The organism is Paenibacillus segetis, assembly GCF_014639155.1.
GTDB lineage: Bacteria > Bacillota > Bacilli > Paenibacillales > Paenibacillaceae > Fontibacillus > Fontibacillus segetis.
Genome location: NZ_BMFT01000001.1, coordinates 2551274 through 2567301, shown reverse-complemented (window position 1 = coordinate 2567301; position 16028 = coordinate 2551274). Strand labels below are relative to the sequence as shown.

General features: G+C 43.3%; 19 protein-coding genes. 17 read left to right on the top strand and 2 right to left on the bottom strand.

All coding sequences use genetic code 11. The annotated features are described in order from the left end of the window. Positions 1 to 28: 28 nt before the first annotated feature. The 10 genes from IEW05_RS11945 (at position 29) to IEW05_RS11900 (ending at position 8050) form a co-directional block, all read left to right on the top strand. The gene (locus IEW05_RS11945) at positions 29 to 631 is read left to right on the top strand and encodes a histidine phosphatase family protein (RefSeq protein WP_188538966.1); all 603 of its coding nucleotides are present in this window, start codon (positions 29 to 31) and stop codon (positions 629 to 631) included. 135 nt (positions 632 to 766) lie between these two features. Beyond that, positions 767 to 1858, top strand: coding sequence for a hypothetical protein (locus IEW05_RS11940; RefSeq protein WP_188538964.1), 1092 nt, complete (start codon positions 767 to 769; stop codon positions 1856 to 1858). 151 nt (positions 1859 to 2009) lie between these two features. Beyond that, complete coding sequence (locus IEW05_RS11935; protein WP_188538961.1) at positions 2010 to 2192, top strand: IDEAL domain-containing protein; 183 nt, start codon at positions 2010 to 2012, stop codon at positions 2190 to 2192. A gap of 228 nt (positions 2193 to 2420) precedes the next feature. Further along, positions 2421 to 2852, top strand: a complete 432-nt coding sequence (locus IEW05_RS11930; RefSeq protein WP_188538959.1) for a DUF2487 family protein — start codon at positions 2421 to 2423, stop codon at positions 2850 to 2852. A gap of 179 nt (positions 2853 to 3031) precedes the next feature. Next, complete coding sequence (locus IEW05_RS11925) at positions 3032 to 3574, top strand: Rieske 2Fe-2S domain-containing protein (protein WP_188538957.1); 543 nt, start codon at positions 3032 to 3034, stop codon at positions 3572 to 3574. Between the two features lie 15 nt (positions 3575 to 3589). Beyond that, the gene (gene qcrB, locus IEW05_RS11920) at positions 3590 to 4261 is read left to right on the top strand and encodes a menaquinol-cytochrome c reductase cytochrome b subunit (protein WP_188538955.1); all 672 of its coding nucleotides are present in this window, start codon (positions 3590 to 3592) and stop codon (positions 4259 to 4261) included. A gap of 43 nt (positions 4262 to 4304) precedes the next feature. Continuing rightward, positions 4305 to 5180 (top strand): menaquinol-cytochrome c reductase cytochrome b/c subunit, encoded by an 876-nt coding sequence (locus IEW05_RS11915; RefSeq protein ID WP_188538953.1) that lies wholly within the window; start codon positions 4305 to 4307, stop codon positions 5178 to 5180. 79 nt (positions 5181 to 5259) lie between these two features. Then, positions 5260 to 5886, top strand: coding sequence for a DUF1405 domain-containing protein (locus IEW05_RS11910; RefSeq protein ID WP_188540839.1), 627 nt, complete (start codon positions 5260 to 5262; stop codon positions 5884 to 5886). 57 nt (positions 5887 to 5943) lie between these two features. Next, positions 5944 to 6831, top strand: a complete 888-nt coding sequence (locus IEW05_RS11905) for a sporulation protein YpjB (RefSeq protein ID WP_229753353.1) — start codon at positions 5944 to 5946, stop codon at positions 6829 to 6831. Between the two features lie 247 nt (positions 6832 to 7078). Next, entirely contained in the window at positions 7079 to 8050 is a 972-nt protein-coding gene (locus IEW05_RS11900; RefSeq protein ID WP_188538948.1) for an alpha-L-fucosidase, read from the top strand. 88 nt (positions 8051 to 8138) lie between these two features. Here the strand turns inward: IEW05_RS11900 and IEW05_RS11895 are convergent, their stop codons facing one another. Together IEW05_RS11895 and IEW05_RS11890 are read right to left on the bottom strand one after the other, a co-directional pair. Next, positions 8139 to 8942 (bottom strand): helix-turn-helix transcriptional regulator, encoded by an 804-nt coding sequence (locus tag IEW05_RS11895; RefSeq protein WP_188538946.1) that lies wholly within the window; start codon positions 8940 to 8942, stop codon positions 8139 to 8141. A gap of 121 nt (positions 8943 to 9063) precedes the next feature. Next, positions 9064 to 9933, bottom strand: coding sequence for a YitT family protein (locus IEW05_RS11890; RefSeq protein ID WP_188538944.1), 870 nt, complete (start codon positions 9931 to 9933; stop codon positions 9064 to 9066). A 160-nt stretch (positions 9934 to 10093) separates the two neighbouring features. Between IEW05_RS11890 and IEW05_RS11885 the strand changes: the two genes are divergently transcribed. From IEW05_RS11885 to IEW05_RS11855, 7 genes are all read left to right on the top strand, one after another. Beyond that, positions 10094 to 10426 (top strand): nucleotide pyrophosphohydrolase, encoded by a 333-nt coding sequence (locus tag IEW05_RS11885; RefSeq protein WP_188538942.1) that lies wholly within the window; start codon positions 10094 to 10096, stop codon positions 10424 to 10426. A 138-nt stretch (positions 10427 to 10564) separates the two neighbouring features. Further along, on the top strand, positions 10565 to 11368 hold the full coding sequence (gene dapB / locus IEW05_RS11880; RefSeq protein WP_188538940.1) for a 4-hydroxy-tetrahydrodipicolinate reductase: 804 nt from the start codon (positions 10565 to 10567) through the stop codon (positions 11366 to 11368). Positions 11369 to 11384: 16 nt separating this feature from the next. Next, positions 11385 to 11804, top strand: a complete 420-nt coding sequence (gene mgsA, locus IEW05_RS11875; RefSeq protein WP_188538938.1) for a methylglyoxal synthase — start codon at positions 11385 to 11387, stop codon at positions 11802 to 11804. Next, a complete protein-coding gene (gene bshB1 / locus IEW05_RS11870) occupies positions 11804 to 12517 on the top strand; it encodes a bacillithiol biosynthesis deacetylase BshB1 (RefSeq protein ID WP_188538936.1) in 714 nt (237 codons plus the stop codon). The genes mgsA and bshB1 overlap by 1 nt, the downstream gene beginning before the upstream one ends. A gap of 39 nt (positions 12518 to 12556) precedes the next feature. Next, positions 12557 to 13717 carry an N-acetyl-alpha-D-glucosaminyl L-malate synthase BshA gene (gene bshA, locus IEW05_RS11865; protein ID WP_188538934.1) on the top strand — a complete coding sequence of 387 codons (1161 nt, stop codon included), beginning with the start codon at positions 12557 to 12559 and terminating at the stop codon, positions 13715 to 13717. Positions 13718 to 13732: 15 nt separating this feature from the next. After that, on the top strand, positions 13733 to 15040 hold the full coding sequence (locus IEW05_RS11860) for a CCA tRNA nucleotidyltransferase (protein ID WP_188538931.1): 1308 nt from the start codon (positions 13733 to 13735) through the stop codon (positions 15038 to 15040). Then, positions 15030 to 16001 (top strand): biotin--[acetyl-CoA-carboxylase] ligase, encoded by a 972-nt coding sequence (locus IEW05_RS11855; protein WP_268238727.1) that lies wholly within the window; start codon positions 15030 to 15032, stop codon positions 15999 to 16001. The genes IEW05_RS11860 and IEW05_RS11855 overlap by 11 nt, the downstream gene beginning before the upstream one ends. Positions 16002 to 16028 lie beyond the last annotated feature (27 nt).

Genomic DNA, 16028 nt, shown 5'->3' with positions numbered 1-16028 from the left:
TTATCACACCAAGACTAGGAGGATAAAGATGCTTGTAGGATTAATTCGCCATGGACTTACAGATTGGAATGCAGCTGGTAAAATACAGGGACAAAGTGACATTCCATTGAATGATGAAGGACGAAAACAGGCGAGTCAGCTTGCTCAGAGATTGAGGGATGATGCAACTTATCATTGGGACTTTGTGATTACGAGTGGTTTATCACGAGCCCAAGAGACGGGAAAGATTATTGCAGATAAGCTGAACATTCCACTGTACGATCCCGACTCTAGACTTATGGAACGAGCATTTGGCCAGGTAGAGGGCTTAACCTCTATAGAGCGTGAAACCCTGTGGGGCAAGGATTGGGATCAGCTTGATCTTGGGCAAGAGAAAGATGAGGCAATTCGGATCCGGGCGTTAGCTTTCATGGAGGATTTGGATAAGCGTTACGGTGATCGTAATGTGCTTGTTGTTTCACATGGGGGATTGCTTGCTCAGTTATATATTGCTTTGTATCAGAACAAATATAATGAGCGAATAGGAAACTTGTCGCTTACGATTGTGGAGAAACAGGACAAGGATTGGGATTTAGTATTATACAATTGCACCCGCCACTTGCAAGAATTTGCTGAAGATCATTACAAATAATCCGGCCTCGGAGAACACTGCTGATGAATTGTTACTTTCAGTGTTCTCCCTTGGTAGGGTTATTTTTTTTTGCGCTAGTGGAATAAAAATTGCATATTTTCCCATAATGATAGTAAAACGGTGAGGCGGTAAAACATGAACTTGGCGGATATGCTCACTTTTGCCGATATCGGACAGCTTAGTAGAATAGCGAATCACTATCGATGTGACTGCAACGAAAATTCCAAACATGAGCTGATTCAATCGATCTTGCAGACGATTGGGAGCAGAGAATTTATTGAGCAGCATGTAAGCGGATTAAGTTTGGAAGATTTGCGATTTCTAAATACCTTGTTGTTTGATGGCAGGCGCCAATTCAGCCTGGAAGAATTAATCGCCTTTGCACAGCAGTCACGTTTCACAGAAGACGCTAGAGAAAAGGAAAGCCCCAGGGACGTTATTACCAGGTTTAGACAACGTGGGTGGCTGTTTAATGGGTCTACGCAAAATACAAGGTACTTGTTCGAGGTGCCTGAGGACTTAAGTCAACGTTTCAGAGAGGTGTTGGAACGACGCTTCAAATCAGAAATGATTCCAGCCCTAGGGGAACCATCGATGTATCGTGAGGAGATTGATCTTCTCCCAGAGGATTTAAATTTATTTCTCAGGTATGTGCAGAATCATGAGATTCCCTTGAATAATGAGGGGATTATGTACCGAAGGAATCAAATGCAAATCATGGAAACCCTACATATCTCGGAATCACTTGTTGGAAAAGGCTGGAGATTTGGTTATGGCCGACGATTCAAGGACTACCCGAGTCGTTTTGCATTATTGTATGACTATGCTTTTCACGCCAGACTCATTCGTGAGGACGTAGGTGGACTTCGGCTGACTCCACATGGTGTTTCTATGTTGGACGATGAAAAGCGTGATCCAATGATGCAGTTTGTAAGCTTTTGGTTAAGATTGTATAAGGGTCCCATTCCTAACTTGCTCTCCATTGTTTACTGGATTGAACGTTGTTCTAAAGAATGGGTGATGATATCTTCACTATACGAGAACATGGAAACTCTGATCAAACCATTCTATTATGATTCATCTGAATCTATATTTGAAGAACGAATTCTACGAATGATGCTGCACCTTGGAATGGTAAGAATGGGCGAAGATGATGAGCGAGTACGTTACATACAGACGACGAATTTCGGAAGATCTGCGGTTCAAGGACTCCAAAAAATTCGATAAGTGGAAGGTTTTTGTGCAATTGCTTGGGGATGGCTCATAGGCATAAGCACTTTAATGTGACTAGGGGCTAACGCCACATACGGTACTGCGAATGGTGAATATGCTTTAGTATGATTAGGTTTGTAGTGAAAGGTGTTTGGAGGTGCATCCAATGGATAAAATGAAGGTTACTTACGAAGTAATGCTTAGTTTGGCGGCGGAAATGGTATGGGACGAAGCTCTACGCAGTCATCGTTATCAGCAGCTATATCGTGAGATCGATTCTGCATTGGTCAATGGCGATGAGGTGGCCTTTCGGCTCCTGACGGATGAACTAAAATTACTGGAGAAATAAAAAGGAAATGCCGTTTAAGGCATTTCTTCTTTTTGTATTACACAGGTTTAATCGAACTTACAAACGCCTGGGATGATTATGATAGTTAAAGTACTAATATTTCCGAGCTAAAAAATGGAGATCATTTCAATACCCCACGATTAATGATCAAAGATATTCTCTCAAGAATGACTTTGTCAAGGACATTTCATTGTATATAATGAGGAGAATAAAGGGAGGGGTATGAGCATGAAGTTTAGTGAAGTAGAATCATCTTCGTGGGATGAATTAAGACCATATTTGGATACCTGCCTGATTCCAGTTACTGGGCTTACGGGGAAAGAGCAGCCACATGAAGTAACCGAGGCCTTGGAAAGGCTGAGGGATATATTGGATTTAGTGGAAATTCCCTTTAAGGGGAGAACGATTACATACCCTTCTATTCAGTATGGAAGAGAAAATATAGTCGAATTTATAAATGAAATTTGTCACAATGTCAAGTCGTCCGGCTTCAAGTTTGTTTTCCTTATATCAGCTGATGTTAATCTGCTAGATTTATCACTGTCAAATATCGATCTAGTCGTTACACCGCAAGGATTTACGGGATCTGAATCATCACTTTCGAAAACGGGAATTCAGGACAAAATTCAGCTTATTTGGCAAAGTGGAGGCGTAGTGTAAATGTGTCTAAATATCGACAATTTTTAGATGGATCTGCTTATTTGGTAGGGAAAGTCAACTGGAAATTCTTGACGCTATTTGAACGCTAATATATTATTAATATGAAATCCTAACTAAAGTGACATTTATCATTGTAAACAAGAAAATGAATTGGCTGGCAAAGGGGGTTGGAGAAAGTAATGAGCAATCAAAACGACCAACATTCATCATCGCATGAACCGCCTAGTCGTAAGGAAATGTCCCGCCGGCAATTTCTTACATATACTTTGGGAGGCGCAACTGCTTTTATGATGGGCGGTGTAGCACTTCCGATGGTTCGTTTTGCTGTGGACCCGATTCTACAGCAAAAGGGCGAAGGTACTTACGTAAAAGTAGTAGAAGCTAGCAAAATAACGAATGAACCTCAGGAGTTTACTTTTGAACTCAAACAGCAAGACGGATGGTATCTCAGTACAGCAACACTTACGGCTTGGATACGTAAAGACGAGAGCGGCAAAATTTATGCGCTTTCACCGATCTGTAAGCACTTGGGATGTACGGTTGGTTGGAACAAGAATAAGGATCTTCCAGAGCAGTACTTCTGCCCATGCCACGGTGCGCACTATACAAAAGAGGGCAAGCAACTTGCGGTTGCACCTAAGCCACTTGATGAATACCGTGTGAAGCTGGAAAATGATTGGATTTTGCTCGGGGATATTATTCCGAACACGATCGTGAAATAAGGGGGCGTAGATAGGATGTTTAAAAACTTGTATAACTGGATCGATGAACGTCTTGATATCACGCCGATTTGGAGGGATGTCGCGGACCATGAAGTACCAGAGCATGTAAACCCGGCGCATCACTTTTCTGCATTTGTATATTGCTTTGGTGGATTGACGTTCTTCATTACCGTTATTCAGATTTTATCTGGGATGTTCCTTACGATGTACTACGTTCCTGATATTATCAATGCTTATGGGAGTGTCGAGTACTTACAAACCCAGGTGGCTTTCGGACAAATTGTTCGTGGCATGCATCACTGGGGAGCGAGTCTGGTAATCGTTATGATGTTCCTCCACACCCTTCGTGTATTCTTCACGGGTTCATACAAAGCACCTCGAGAAATGAACTGGGTTGTAGGTATGCTCATTTTCTTCGTTATGATCGGACTTGGTTTGACGGGATACTTGTTGCCTTGGGACAATAAAGCTTATTTTGCAACGAAGGTTACATTGGAGATTGCCAATTCGATTCCAGTCTTGGGACCGATTTTGAAAGAGCTGCTCCAAGGCGGTACTATCGTTGGAGCTGAGACATTGACTAGATTCTTTGCAATTCACGTGTTCTTCCTTCCAGCTGTGCTGCTTATCCTATTGGTGGGACATTTTATTATGATCCGCAGACAAGGAATTTCTGGACCACTTTAAGAGGAAGTCGACTCACCATAATAAGATGAAGGGAGGCATTTACATGGCTCACGGAGAAAAGTCGCAAGAAAAGGTCGTATTTGTCGGTGATTCGCGTGTTCGAGAAGGTAAAGGCTTTATTACACCTCCCGATTACACAGCTTACCCTGGTAAATCAGAAGCGTTTATTCCTAACTTTCTACTGAAAGAGTGGATGGTAGGGGTGGTTGTGCTTGTTGGATTTCTTGTACTAACCATTTCGGAACCAGCACCTCTCGGTTTTCCGGCTAATCCAAGTGCTTCGGTCATTCCTATGCCGGACTGGTATTTTCTCTTCTTGTACCAGTATCTAAAGTATCCATATGCTTCCGGGAATTGGGTAGTTCTAGGGACGGCGGGTATTCCAACGGCTGCATTTGGTGGTTTACTGCTCGCGCCATTTCTGGACCGCGGTAAGGAACGCCGTTTCTATCGTAGACCTATTGCATCGTCCTTGATGTTGCTGTCATTGGCGGCGGTAGTATACCTGACCAATTTCGCTTGGACTCATTACCAACATGAGCTGAAATTAGCGGGTGATAAGCCAGAGCATATCAAGCGCGAAGAGAAAGCTATAGAGAATAGGCAAAAGGGGCTTCCGACTTCCAATGCAATACAGCAAAAAGAAATTGCGATCGTGGACAAAGATGATCCTGCAATGGAAACCTATAAGACAGCAACTTGTATATCATGCCATGCGGCTGATTTGAAAGGGGCAAGTGGCCCGTCGCTACGTGGTGTCGGTGATAAGCATGATAAGGAAGCAATCCTCACTATCATTAAAGAAGGCTACAATAACAAGATGCCTAAGATGTATGATAACGCTATAGCTGCTGGTCTGAGTGATCAAGATATTGATCATTTGGCGGACTGGCTTGCTAAACAAAAAGCGGAACAGTAAAATTATACTTATCTTAACCTGATCGTAATAACGATCAGGTTTTTAATTTACCTGAAAGTGGTAGGGAAGGGGAATGAAATTGCGGTTGTCTCTCTTTTGGAGCCGAGCGTTTTTATCGAGTCGGTCTATGCTTTGGTTGTTTTTCATAGTTAATTTATTAGGAACGGTATATGGATACATATGGTATGGTGATCAGCTTCGGGACACGTGGTTAAACCACCCCCATTGGCAGATCGTTTTCGTTCCAGATAGCCCAACGGCAAGTTTGTTCTTCACACTTTCATTATTGTTTCTATTATTTCCGGGGGCGTTAGCTCAATTTGGTAGATTACGTACATTAATAGAAGCGTTGGCTGTTGTTACGAGTGTTAAATATGGCGTTTGGGCAGTATCAATGATATTCACGGGTGCTTATTTAGGTGATGATTTGGTGTGGCAGGACTGGATGCTGGTCGTTTCTCATTTGGCTATGGCGATAGAGGCGCTATTATTTGTGCGTATGTTTAAATTCGGTACGTTGATGCTCCTAGGTGCTGGATGTTGGACGTTATTAAATGATACAGTGGATTACACTTTTGATGTGTATCCTTGGTTGCCGCAAACTCTTTACGATCATGTAGGTAATGTTATGGTCTTCACGGTACTGCTAACCGTTGCGAGTGTGATAGTTGCATGGATTACATTGAAACATGCAAAAAGAACCTGAACTAGAGTTCTAACTGTGGACAGCCTGCCATACCATGAATGGTAAGGAGGGATGTTCGTGAGCTATAGGAAAAGGATCGGATTGTTGTCGGTGCTGGTATTCCTGTTATGGAGTTATTTAGCCGTGCCATCTTACGCTGAAGCATTCTCTGTAGGAACTGCTGCAAAGGGAAGCGCAGAGTCAGAGCGGACTGAGAAACTACAGAGACTTGAGACGGCGGCAGAACGCCTTTATAACAATATGCAACAAGGTAACGCACCGGGTGCACTAGAAGCGATGGAAATCCTCATCGACGCTCTTGAGGGACTGTCTTTCAAAGGGTTAACGTCTGTGGAAGGGATTCATGCGCTAGCGGAGAGCATTATGGATACTAGGGAGACATTAGCTAGAGTGGAAGTTTCACAAGATGAATGGACTGGGACGTCAGCAAGGCTGAGACTGGCTGTGAATAGCCTGAATCATCGTGAAGGGGCTTTATGGCTTCAGTATTACAAAGTTATGGCAGATAATCTTCAGAGCATGGAGAAAGCACGTACGGGTGGAGAACCTACGATACTACGGGGGGCATTTCAGGAATTCAAGGACCGTTATGAGGTAATTCGTTCTGCAGCAATCATTGCTCGTGATCCAGCAGAAATCACAAAATTTGAATCATGGCTGTCTTATGTTGAAAGACTGAGTAATGATAAGACATTAGACATGGGAGCACTAGAACACGCGCTTGATCTTGGTGAGGGTATGTTGAAAGAGCTGTTTGGTCGCAGGGCGGACGAGCCGGTGTTCTTACCCATTACAGGGTATGATAATCCTTGGTACTGGAGCACTCTAATCGGGGGCTGGATCGTTCTGACTTTATCATACGCGGGATTCCGTAAATATCGTGCCAACCAGAACGTTTCTTCAGTTAAAAGAGAAGAAGACCGCTATAATCATTATCGATTGTAACTATTTACTTTCGCTGTTGATATTCGACTTCTCAACATAAGAATAAAAATGACATCAAACAGTTATTAGTTTGGAATGTCATTTTTTTTATTTTATCATGGCAGCCATTTGAAGATGATATGAATAAATGTAGAAATTGTACGATATAATATCGATTTTGTTAGATGTATCAAGGATGATAATCCATTAGAGTGGTAGATATCATATGATGGTGAACTATTACCAGATAACTTGAGGAGGTTATTTTATGGATAATCAAGACTTGGTACAAAGACAACGATGGTTCGTGAATCAAAGACTTGGAATGTTTATTCACTTTAATAGCGCTACATTTCAGTTTGCCGAAACGGAGATGAAAGATTGGGAATATGGGCATGAGAATCAAGATGAACCTCGCAGATTCCCATTCGATCCAAAGGCTTGGAATCCGGACCAACTGGATTGCAAGCAATGGGCGAAGGCTGCCAAATCCGCGGGAATGAAATTTGCTGCACTGACCGCAAAGCATCATGAGGGATTCAGCTTATGGCCTACTCGGTATACAGAGCACTGCATCCGAAATGCAACCAGTCCTAGGGATGTTGTCAAGGAATATCTTGATGCGTTTAGGCAGGAAGGGATTGATGCGGGTCTCTATTTCTCAATGCTGGACCTGCACCATCAAATCGGCCGGAAAAAATGCACTCCAGATGATAAACAGTTTATAAAAAATCAAATCGAGGAATTGCTAACAAGTTATGGCGACATTCCATTTCTGATTATTGACGGCTGGAACGCTCATTGGGGTGGACCTAATTATGAGGACCTTCCTTTCGACGAAATTAATGATTTAGTTAAAAGATTGCAGCCGAAATGCTTATTGATGAATATTAGCTGTGAATCCACTCTGGATCATACGGATATTGTTTTTTATGAAAATGCTGCCGGGCAAGAAATAGAGGACTCGTTTGCAGGCCCAGGGGCGAGCTGTAATATACTGACGGAAACGTGGTTCTGGAGAGCGACGGATACGACGATGGAGCTTAAAACAACTGACTGGGTACTGGACAAAGTTCTTGATGCGAACAAACACAACGTGACATTCTTATTAAATGGTGCCCCAAATCAACATGGGTTGTTGGATACAAATGTTATGGACCGCTTTAAGGAAATCGGAGAAACATTTCGGCAGCCGAAAGAGCTTCAAGCTATTCCTGAAAACTGGTTGTTTAGAAAGTGATTTAGTCCACGGACTTGAGGAAGGAATAAAATGCAAAATCGGCAGCCCATACATGGCTGCCGTTTTTTTTGCATGAATCGTATTATTGTTAATCCATAACAATGAACTGATATCGCTTTCGGTACTCTCCTGGCGTAAATGAAGTTTGGCGTTTGAACAGGCGCGTAAAATAGTTATTATCACGAAATCCGCATTGTTCACCGATTTCGATCAGGGGTAGTTCCGAATGCACCAATAGTTGTTTGGCACGTTCAATCTGAAGATGATGCCTATATTGCAGGGGACTCATTCCTGAATACTGCTTCAAACAGCGCGCTAAATAATCGAAATGGTAGTGCAGGTCGCTTTCCATTTGTATGGAGTCAAAGGGCAACTCCAGGTGGTCTGCCAAATAGGAAGCTACTTTCTCGCCGAGAAAAAGGGAGCGGGCTTGCGGGCTGCTCTTTCTCATGCCGTTTTGCAGTTCCATGAGAAAGCGGCCGAATAAAGTTTGCAGTTCGTAGGAGCGGTACGCAGAAAGCACGCTATGTACTTTTATCATTTCCTTTAGAAGCGGTCTAATGATACGCAAATCTATGGCAGTGAACTTGGGAACGTCCACCATGCCCGGATGTGCCTCGGTATCCTGATCCGTTCGGTTCAGCAAAGGTTGCTGCCAATTATTCTTCTCGACGAGCATCGGTTTCGAGGTCGGGGGATATTGAAAATGAATCCAATAAACCTCGGTATCAGCATCGGTCGGACGGTAGCCGCGATGTTCCTTTCCAGGCTCAAGTACCAGCATCATGCCTTCTTCGATGTCATATTGAATCCCGTTCTCCTCCATATAGAGTGTGCCATTGATACATATGATGATGTCAAATACGTTAAATTGACGTTTGGCATGTACCACTCCGGGTGGCCATAACGTATGACCGACCGTTGCTAGCAGAGGAAACGGTGGAACCTTCAGTTCAAGTACAAGTATAGTTGATCACCTACCTGGATGCGGAAATTGTACTAAAAACCCAAATTTATTCTTCTTTAAATCCCTCACCGTGAACATCATGTACCTCGCTGATAATGATGAATGCCCTAGGATCGACTGATTTGGCGATTGTGGTTAGACGTCTTATCTCCTGTCTGGATACTACACAATATGCCATATGTTTGGCTTGTTTGGAGTATGCGCCGATAGCTGGAATTAGAGTAACCCCACGTTCCATATCCTTCGTAATAATATCCGCAATTTCAGGAGCGTAGTCGCTTATAATGGTGAAGGCTTTGGCGGAATAGGCTCCTTCTTGAATAAAATCGATAACTTTTGAGGCTATGTATACTGCAACAAGTGTATAAAGGATGTTTTCCTTCTTAATGTATATAAGTGATAGTCCAATAATAATGATATCGATGCTGAGGATTATTTGTCCCATACTCCATCCATACTTACGTCCTAATATTCGTGCTACGATATCAGAACCACCGGTTGTACCACCGAAACGGAACACAATGCCAAGCCCAGCTCCTAAAGTTACCCCAGCATATAAAGAAACGAGGATATAATCACGTTCAGTTGTAAACGGAACGATCCATCCGGTTTCAATCAATCTTTCGAACAACCACAGAAAAAATGTAAGTGATGAAATTCCAACTCCAGTATATACGATCTGGCGTCCACCAAGAATTTTCCACCCTACAAGAAATAGTGGGACGTTTAGAACAAAGTTCGAGAGTGAGGGGGAGATATTAAAGGCATAATTTAGTAAAATAGTAACCCCTGTAACCCCGCCTTCCATCAATTTATTGGGTATAATGAAATAGAGTAGCCCGAAAGCATAGATCGCGGTACCAAGTAATATTGCCAGCACTGGTTTGATATAGTTGGTTAACCTGTTAGTATTCATTTAATCCCTCACCTGCTTAAAATGTTGAAGTATCTCTTATATTGTGTGCATTCTTCCTTAGTATACCTTTTTTTAAATACATTAAAAAATGATTTGTTTTCAAAACGTCTTTACGATAACATAGGTTTAAAACCTGACAACTTGACGGGAGGCCCTATTATTGAAAGAAAAATCTCTTGCAGAACTGCAACGCGAAGTCGATGATTACATCTCCCAATTCAAAGAGGGTTATTTTAGCCCGCTAAGCATGTTAGCTCGTATGAGTGAAGAAGTTGGTGAGCTTGCACGTGAAGTGAATCATACTTATGGTGAGAAGCCCAAGAAAGATAGTGAACCGGATAATTCCATTGAACTTGAACTGGGTGATATTTTGTTCATTACTATTTGTTTCGCAAATTCACTGGGAATCGACCTGGCTGAAGCGCATGATAAAGTGATGCACAAATTTTCAACTCGTGACGCTAATCGCTGGAGTAAAAAGGACACCGAATAGGCAGGGCCTTCATATGCTGTAGTAATATAAGCCTATATTCGATTACAATCAAAGGAATTGACCAGTACCGCTATAGAGCAACGGTTTAAGGATCGCAGTGGTCAATCACCAATCTAGAGGAAGTGAGGAATTAATATTATGTCAGAAAATATCAGAGTAGCTGTTGCCGGTGCTGCTGGCAGGATGGGTAAAGAAGTTGTGAAGATGGTATTGGAAGATCCGACACTTCAACTAGTAGCGGCGATTAACATAACAGAAGAGGGAATGGATGCAGGGACACTGGTTGGATTGCCACCTTGTGGTATTACTTTAAGTCAAGATTTGGAGTTGGCGTTGGTTGAGAGTAGACCACAAGTGCTTGTAGATTTTACTACACCTCAGTCGGCATATAGTAACACCACGCTGGCAATAAAACATGGTGTGTCACCAGTTGTTGGTACGACAGGATTTACCACAGAGCAAATCGAGGATCTGGACAAGCAGTGCCGTGAGTGTGGGATTGGGGGATTGATAGCTCCTAATTTCTCTATAGGTGCTATTCTGATGATGAAATTTGCTGCGCAAGCGGCTAAATATTTTCCTCATTTGGAAATCATCGAGTATCATGGTGACCAGAAATTAGACGCTCCTTCGGGGACAGCGGTTAAGACAGCTGAGTTAATCGCTGAGAATCGGAAGGAACTTCGTCAAGGTAATCCACAGGAAGAAGAACTGATAGATGGTTCAAGAGGTGGTTACTATAACGGGTTCCGCATCCATAGCGTTCGTCTTCCGGGTGTGTTTGCACAGCAGGAGGTTATCTTTGGTGGTTTTGGCCAAACACTGAAAATTCGCCACGATTCATACGAACGGTCTGGGTATATGCCAGGGGTTAACTTAGCAATTAAGAAAGTGCTAGAATATAAAGGAATGATATATGGATTCGAACATTTTGTGGACTGATAAGGAGATATGATTGATGATGAATATAGCATTTATTGCACATGACCGGAAGAAAGAAGATATTGTCAACTTTGTTATTGCATATGAACATGTCTTTAAGGATAAGAAGCTTTACTCTACAGGAACTACTGGATTGAGAATTATGGAGAACACAAACTTAACCATTCACCGTTTCTTGTCTGGACCGCTTGGAGGGGATCAGCAGATCGGATCGTTAATTGCACAGAACGAGATGGACCTTGTTATTTTCCTGCGTGATCCATTGTTAGCTCAACCACATGAACCAGATATTACAGCATTACTTCGTCTTTGTGATGTTCACGGTATTCCAGTTGCTACGAATATGGCAACGGCAGAAATTCTGGTGCGTGCACTTGACCGTGGTGATTTTGGTTGGCGCGAGCTAGTTGAATTACATAAGCCGGAGCTATCCTAATGAGTGAGAATTTAGATATTCTAATTTTTGGTGCACATGCTGATGACGCAGAGATTGGGATGTCCGGATTGATAGCTAAACAGGTCGCTGCAGGTTCAAAGGTTGGTATTTGCGACCTGACAGCAGCTGAATTATCTTCTAATGGTAATGTTGAATTGCGCAAAAAGGAGGCTGCTGCAGCTTCCGAAGTGCTAGGAGTTACGATGCGCTGCAATTTGGGACTACCTGATCGCGGGTTGTATGTCACACCTGATCATGTTGCAGCTGTCACGGAGGTCATTCGACTTCATGCTCCAAGTGTCATCTTTGCTCCTTATTGGGAAGACCGTCATCCGGACCATGTTGCATGCAGTAAGCTTGTAGAGGAAGCTGTGTTTAACGCAAAGCTACGTCGTTATATGCCGGAGCAACCCGCAGTTCCTGCGCCTGATTTGTATTTCTATTTCATTAATGACTGGAAAACTCCAGATTTGCTCGTAGATGTAACCGATTATTATGGGAAGAAAGAAGCGGCACTAGGCTGTTATCAATCCCAATTTGGACAGGTTTCACCAGATCAAGATGTAGCGCTGACCCCTTTGAATCAAGGATATGTAGAGCGCGTTAAGGCAAGGGATGCCCTGCTTGGGCAAAGGAAGCTAATTCCATACGCCGAAGGTTTTGCCGTGAAGTCACCTTACGTGGTGAATCTATTTGGGCCTATTCGCACATAAAATAAGATTAAGCAAGATACAAAAGGAGGCCCCCGGTTTATGGACCGATTCTTAAAAATTGGCATTACCTGCTATCCGTCGCTTGGCGGATCGGGGGTTGTGGCGACTGAGCTCGGCAAGCTTCTCGCCGAGAAAGGGCATGAAGTTCATTTTATATCTCATAGTGTCCCTTTTCGGCTGGGTAGCTTTCATAAAAACATCATTTATCACGAAGTAGATGTTAGTGATTATTATGTATTCCGTTATCCGCCTTATGATTTATCGCTGGCGACAAAAATGGCCCAAGTAGCCAAGACGCAGCAGCTGGATATCTTACATGTCCATTATGCTGTTCCCCATGCGGTCTGCGCATTCCTGGCGAAACAAATGGTCGGAGATAAGCTAAAGGTAGTGACTACCCTTCATGGAACGGATATTACTGTGCTTGCCCAAGACGAATCGCTTAAGGACTTGATCCGTCTAGCTATCAATGAGAGTGATGCAGTAACCAGTGTATCTCGTGATTTAATGAGGGAAACTAGAGAAGTACTCGATATCACAAGAGATATCGATTTGACCTACAATTTTGTGGATGAAAGGGTGTATCATCCGCGTGACGCCAGCAAATGCCGTAGCGACTTCGCTCAGCCGGAAGAAAAAGTGCTCATGCATATTTCTAACTTTCGTCCGGTCAAACGGGTAAGCGACGTTGTAGATATTTTTAAAATGGTAAATGAGCAGGTTCCATCACGCCTTTTATTTGTAGGAGAAGGGCCTGAACTTCCTAAGATTCAATCTAAGATTAAAGAAATGGGCTTAGAAGATCGGGTTCATTTTCTCGGGAAGCAAGATGATATCGCACATGTTATTTCCATGGCTGATATTTTACTCCTTCCTTCGGAGAAGGAGAGCTTTGGGCTTGTAGCATTGGAAGCGATGGCTTGTGGTGTACCAACGGTTGGCAGTGTAGCTGGAGGGATTCCAGAACTGGTCACACACGGCGAGACAGGTTTTCTTGCTCCAATCGGTGTTACGCGTCAAATGGCAGATTATTGTGTTTTATTGTTGAAGAACGAGAAGCTTGCAAAGGAAATAAGAGAGTCTTGTTTATTCCGTGCAAATCATGAATTTAGTAGTGAAGCGATCATGTCCCAGTATGAATCGATTTATTATCGGGTACTTGGTCAGAAAGCACCTCTTTTGAACCCGGCTTGTGGCTAAGGAGGCTTGTTGAAGATGATTTCATGGAAACAGGTAGACCCCCTGATGCAACGTCAGGGGGAGGAGGTACTTCGAAAGCTGCTTGAGAGTGGCTTTCAGGGGTACTTTGTGGGAGGCTGTGTACGTGATGAGTTGATGGGGCGTCCAGTACATGATATGGATATTGCAACTTCGGCAAATCCGGAACAGGTGATTGAGCTGTTCGAACGTACAGTACCAACGGGGATACAGCACGGTACAGTTACTGTTCTAATGGCAGATTATCATTTTGAGGTGACGACATTCCGTAAGGAATCATCCTATGGAGATCATCGTCGCCCTTTAAGTGTTGAATATGTGGATGATATCACGGAGGACTTGCAGCGCCGTGATTTTACGATGAATGCGATCGCTCGTGATATAGATGGTACGCTAATTGATCCGTTTCATGGTCGGGAAGATATCGAGTTAGGTGTCATTCGCTGTGTAGGAATTGCTGCCGAACGTTTTGATGAGGATGCCTTACGAATGATGAGGGGGATTCGTTTCACCGCTAACTTCGCATTTCGTCCAGTAAAGAGTATGTGGCGTGCATTACTTGAGGGCAGAGATAAGCTGTCTTTTATTGCTATGGAGCGTATACGTGTTGAACTGGAGAAAATAGTGCTTGGTGTACATCCTCTCCGTGGACTGGCCTTGATTGAGCGTAGTGGGTTACTCCATTACGTTAAAGTCCCCGTTATTTTACCTAGTGAGCTACGAAGAGACCTACTTGAGGCTATTGTATATGTTCAGGAAGAAGATTCGGAGATACGTTGGTCGTTGTTAGTGCAAGGCCTGGATATTTCTGGTGCTGAAGTATCCCGTCTTATGAAAGCTTGGACATTCTCCAATTCTGTCGCACAAAGCACTTCAGAAATCGTCTTGTTCGATGAGGCCTGGAGCGAGATAAGATCAAAGATCAGTCTGCAGAATGAAGAGCAGCTTCGTATAAACTGGGTTCAGTTGCAAGTCAGATTTGGTAAACCCGTGGCTGCAAGGTGGCTTAAGCGCCAAACTATACTGCTTAGGGAATGCTGTATGCTTGATACAACAAGGAGTGGGACTGAGCTTCGTGCCTTGGAGTTAACATGTAAGTGGCACGAAGGTGTTACTGTACATAGCGTGCAGGATTTGGCTGTAAGTGGAAGTGAGGTTCTCTTCATCACTGGCAAAAAGGCCGGACCTTGGCTAGGGGAACTAATGAAACAGTGGTTACTTAGTGTTGCAATGGGTGAAATACCCAACGAGAAAGAGTTATTGTTGGAACAAGCGAAAGCCGTGGTGAACCTAGGTGGAAGATAACAAATTACTGGATATGTTGATGCAAACTCCGGGAGAGTATATTTCCGGTGAAGAGATTAGCCGGCGTCTTGGAATCAGCCGGACTGCAGTTTGGAAACAAATCAATAAGCTGCGTTTGGAGGGCTATGAGTTTGAAGCCATTTCACGCAGGGGGTATCGTCTGGTCAGTAAGCCAGACAAGTTAGAATATACCGATGTAATTAAAGCATTGAAAACCAATTCGTTCGGACAACGATTGAAGTTAATTGATGTGACGACCTCGACACAGGAGGAAATGCGCCTGCTTGCCGAACAAGGTGCCCCTTCAGGCAGTCTTATTATTGCCGAGGAGCAAACGAGTGGACGCGGTCGACACGGGCGTAAATGGCTCTCTCCGGCGGGTAAAGGTATATGGATGAGCTTGTTGCTAAGGCCGGAACTCCCGCTATCTTGTGCTCCCCAGCTCACCTTGTTATGTGCGGTAGCGGTTTGTCGCGCCATACGTGCAGTAACTGGCGTGAATACTGGAATCAAATGGCCCAACGATTTGTTGGTCGATGGACGTAAGGTATGCGGTATTCTGATTGAATCTGTTGGTGAAGATGAGTTAATCCGTTATTGTGTTGCGGGTATGGGGATCGATGTCAATTTGGGTATTGAGGATTATCCGGCGGACTTAAAGGGAATAGCTTCATCACTCAAGATTGAGAGTGGTCGAGATTGTGATCGCGCCTTGTTGATAGGTGCAGTTATGAACGAGTTCGAAAAATTATATGAATTATATCTTGAACAAGGATTTACTCCGATTGGACATCTATGGGAAGCATTATCCGTTACAATTGGCAAGAAAATAACGGTTAAGACAGCTCGTGGTGAAATACAAGGAACTGCTGATGGGTTAGATCCTTCAGGAGCTTTGATATTGAAAAGTAATGACGGGCAGAACATCAATATTTTTTCTGGGGAAGTACAACTTGGTTGATGAAATATTTAATATTATTTGTTATAC

Coding starts and splice junctions, on each gene's coding strand:
- IEW05_RS11945 (WP_188538966.1), top strand. CDS start 29: ATGCTTGTAGGATTAATTCGCCATGGACTTACAGATTGGAATGCAGCT.
- IEW05_RS11940 (WP_188538964.1), top strand. CDS start 767: ATGAACTTGGCGGATATGCTCACTTTTGCCGATATCGGACAGCTTAGT.
- IEW05_RS11935 (WP_188538961.1), top strand. CDS start 2,010: ATGGATAAAATGAAGGTTACTTACGAAGTAATGCTTAGTTTGGCGGCG.
- IEW05_RS11930 (WP_188538959.1), top strand. CDS start 2,421: ATGAAGTTTAGTGAAGTAGAATCATCTTCGTGGGATGAATTAAGACCA.
- IEW05_RS11925 (WP_188538957.1), top strand. CDS start 3,032: ATGAGCAATCAAAACGACCAACATTCATCATCGCATGAACCGCCTAGT.
- qcrB (WP_188538955.1), top strand. CDS start 3,590: ATGTTTAAAAACTTGTATAACTGGATCGATGAACGTCTTGATATCACG.
- IEW05_RS11915 (WP_188538953.1), top strand. CDS start 4,305: ATGGCTCACGGAGAAAAGTCGCAAGAAAAGGTCGTATTTGTCGGTGAT.
- IEW05_RS11900 (WP_188538948.1), top strand. CDS start 7,079: ATGGATAATCAAGACTTGGTACAAAGACAACGATGGTTCGTGAATCAA.
- IEW05_RS11890 (WP_188538944.1), bottom strand. CDS start 9,933: ATGAATACTAACAGGTTAACCAACTATATCAAACCAGTGCTGGCAATA.
- dapB (WP_188538940.1), top strand. CDS start 10,565: ATGTCAGAAAATATCAGAGTAGCTGTTGCCGGTGCTGCTGGCAGGATG.
- mgsA (WP_188538938.1), top strand. CDS start 11,385: ATGATGAATATAGCATTTATTGCACATGACCGGAAGAAAGAAGATATT.
- bshB1 (WP_188538936.1), top strand. CDS start 11,804: ATGAGTGAGAATTTAGATATTCTAATTTTTGGTGCACATGCTGATGAC.
- bshA (WP_188538934.1), top strand. CDS start 12,557: ATGGACCGATTCTTAAAAATTGGCATTACCTGCTATCCGTCGCTTGGC.
- IEW05_RS11860 (WP_188538931.1), top strand. CDS start 13,733: ATGATTTCATGGAAACAGGTAGACCCCCTGATGCAACGTCAGGGGGAG.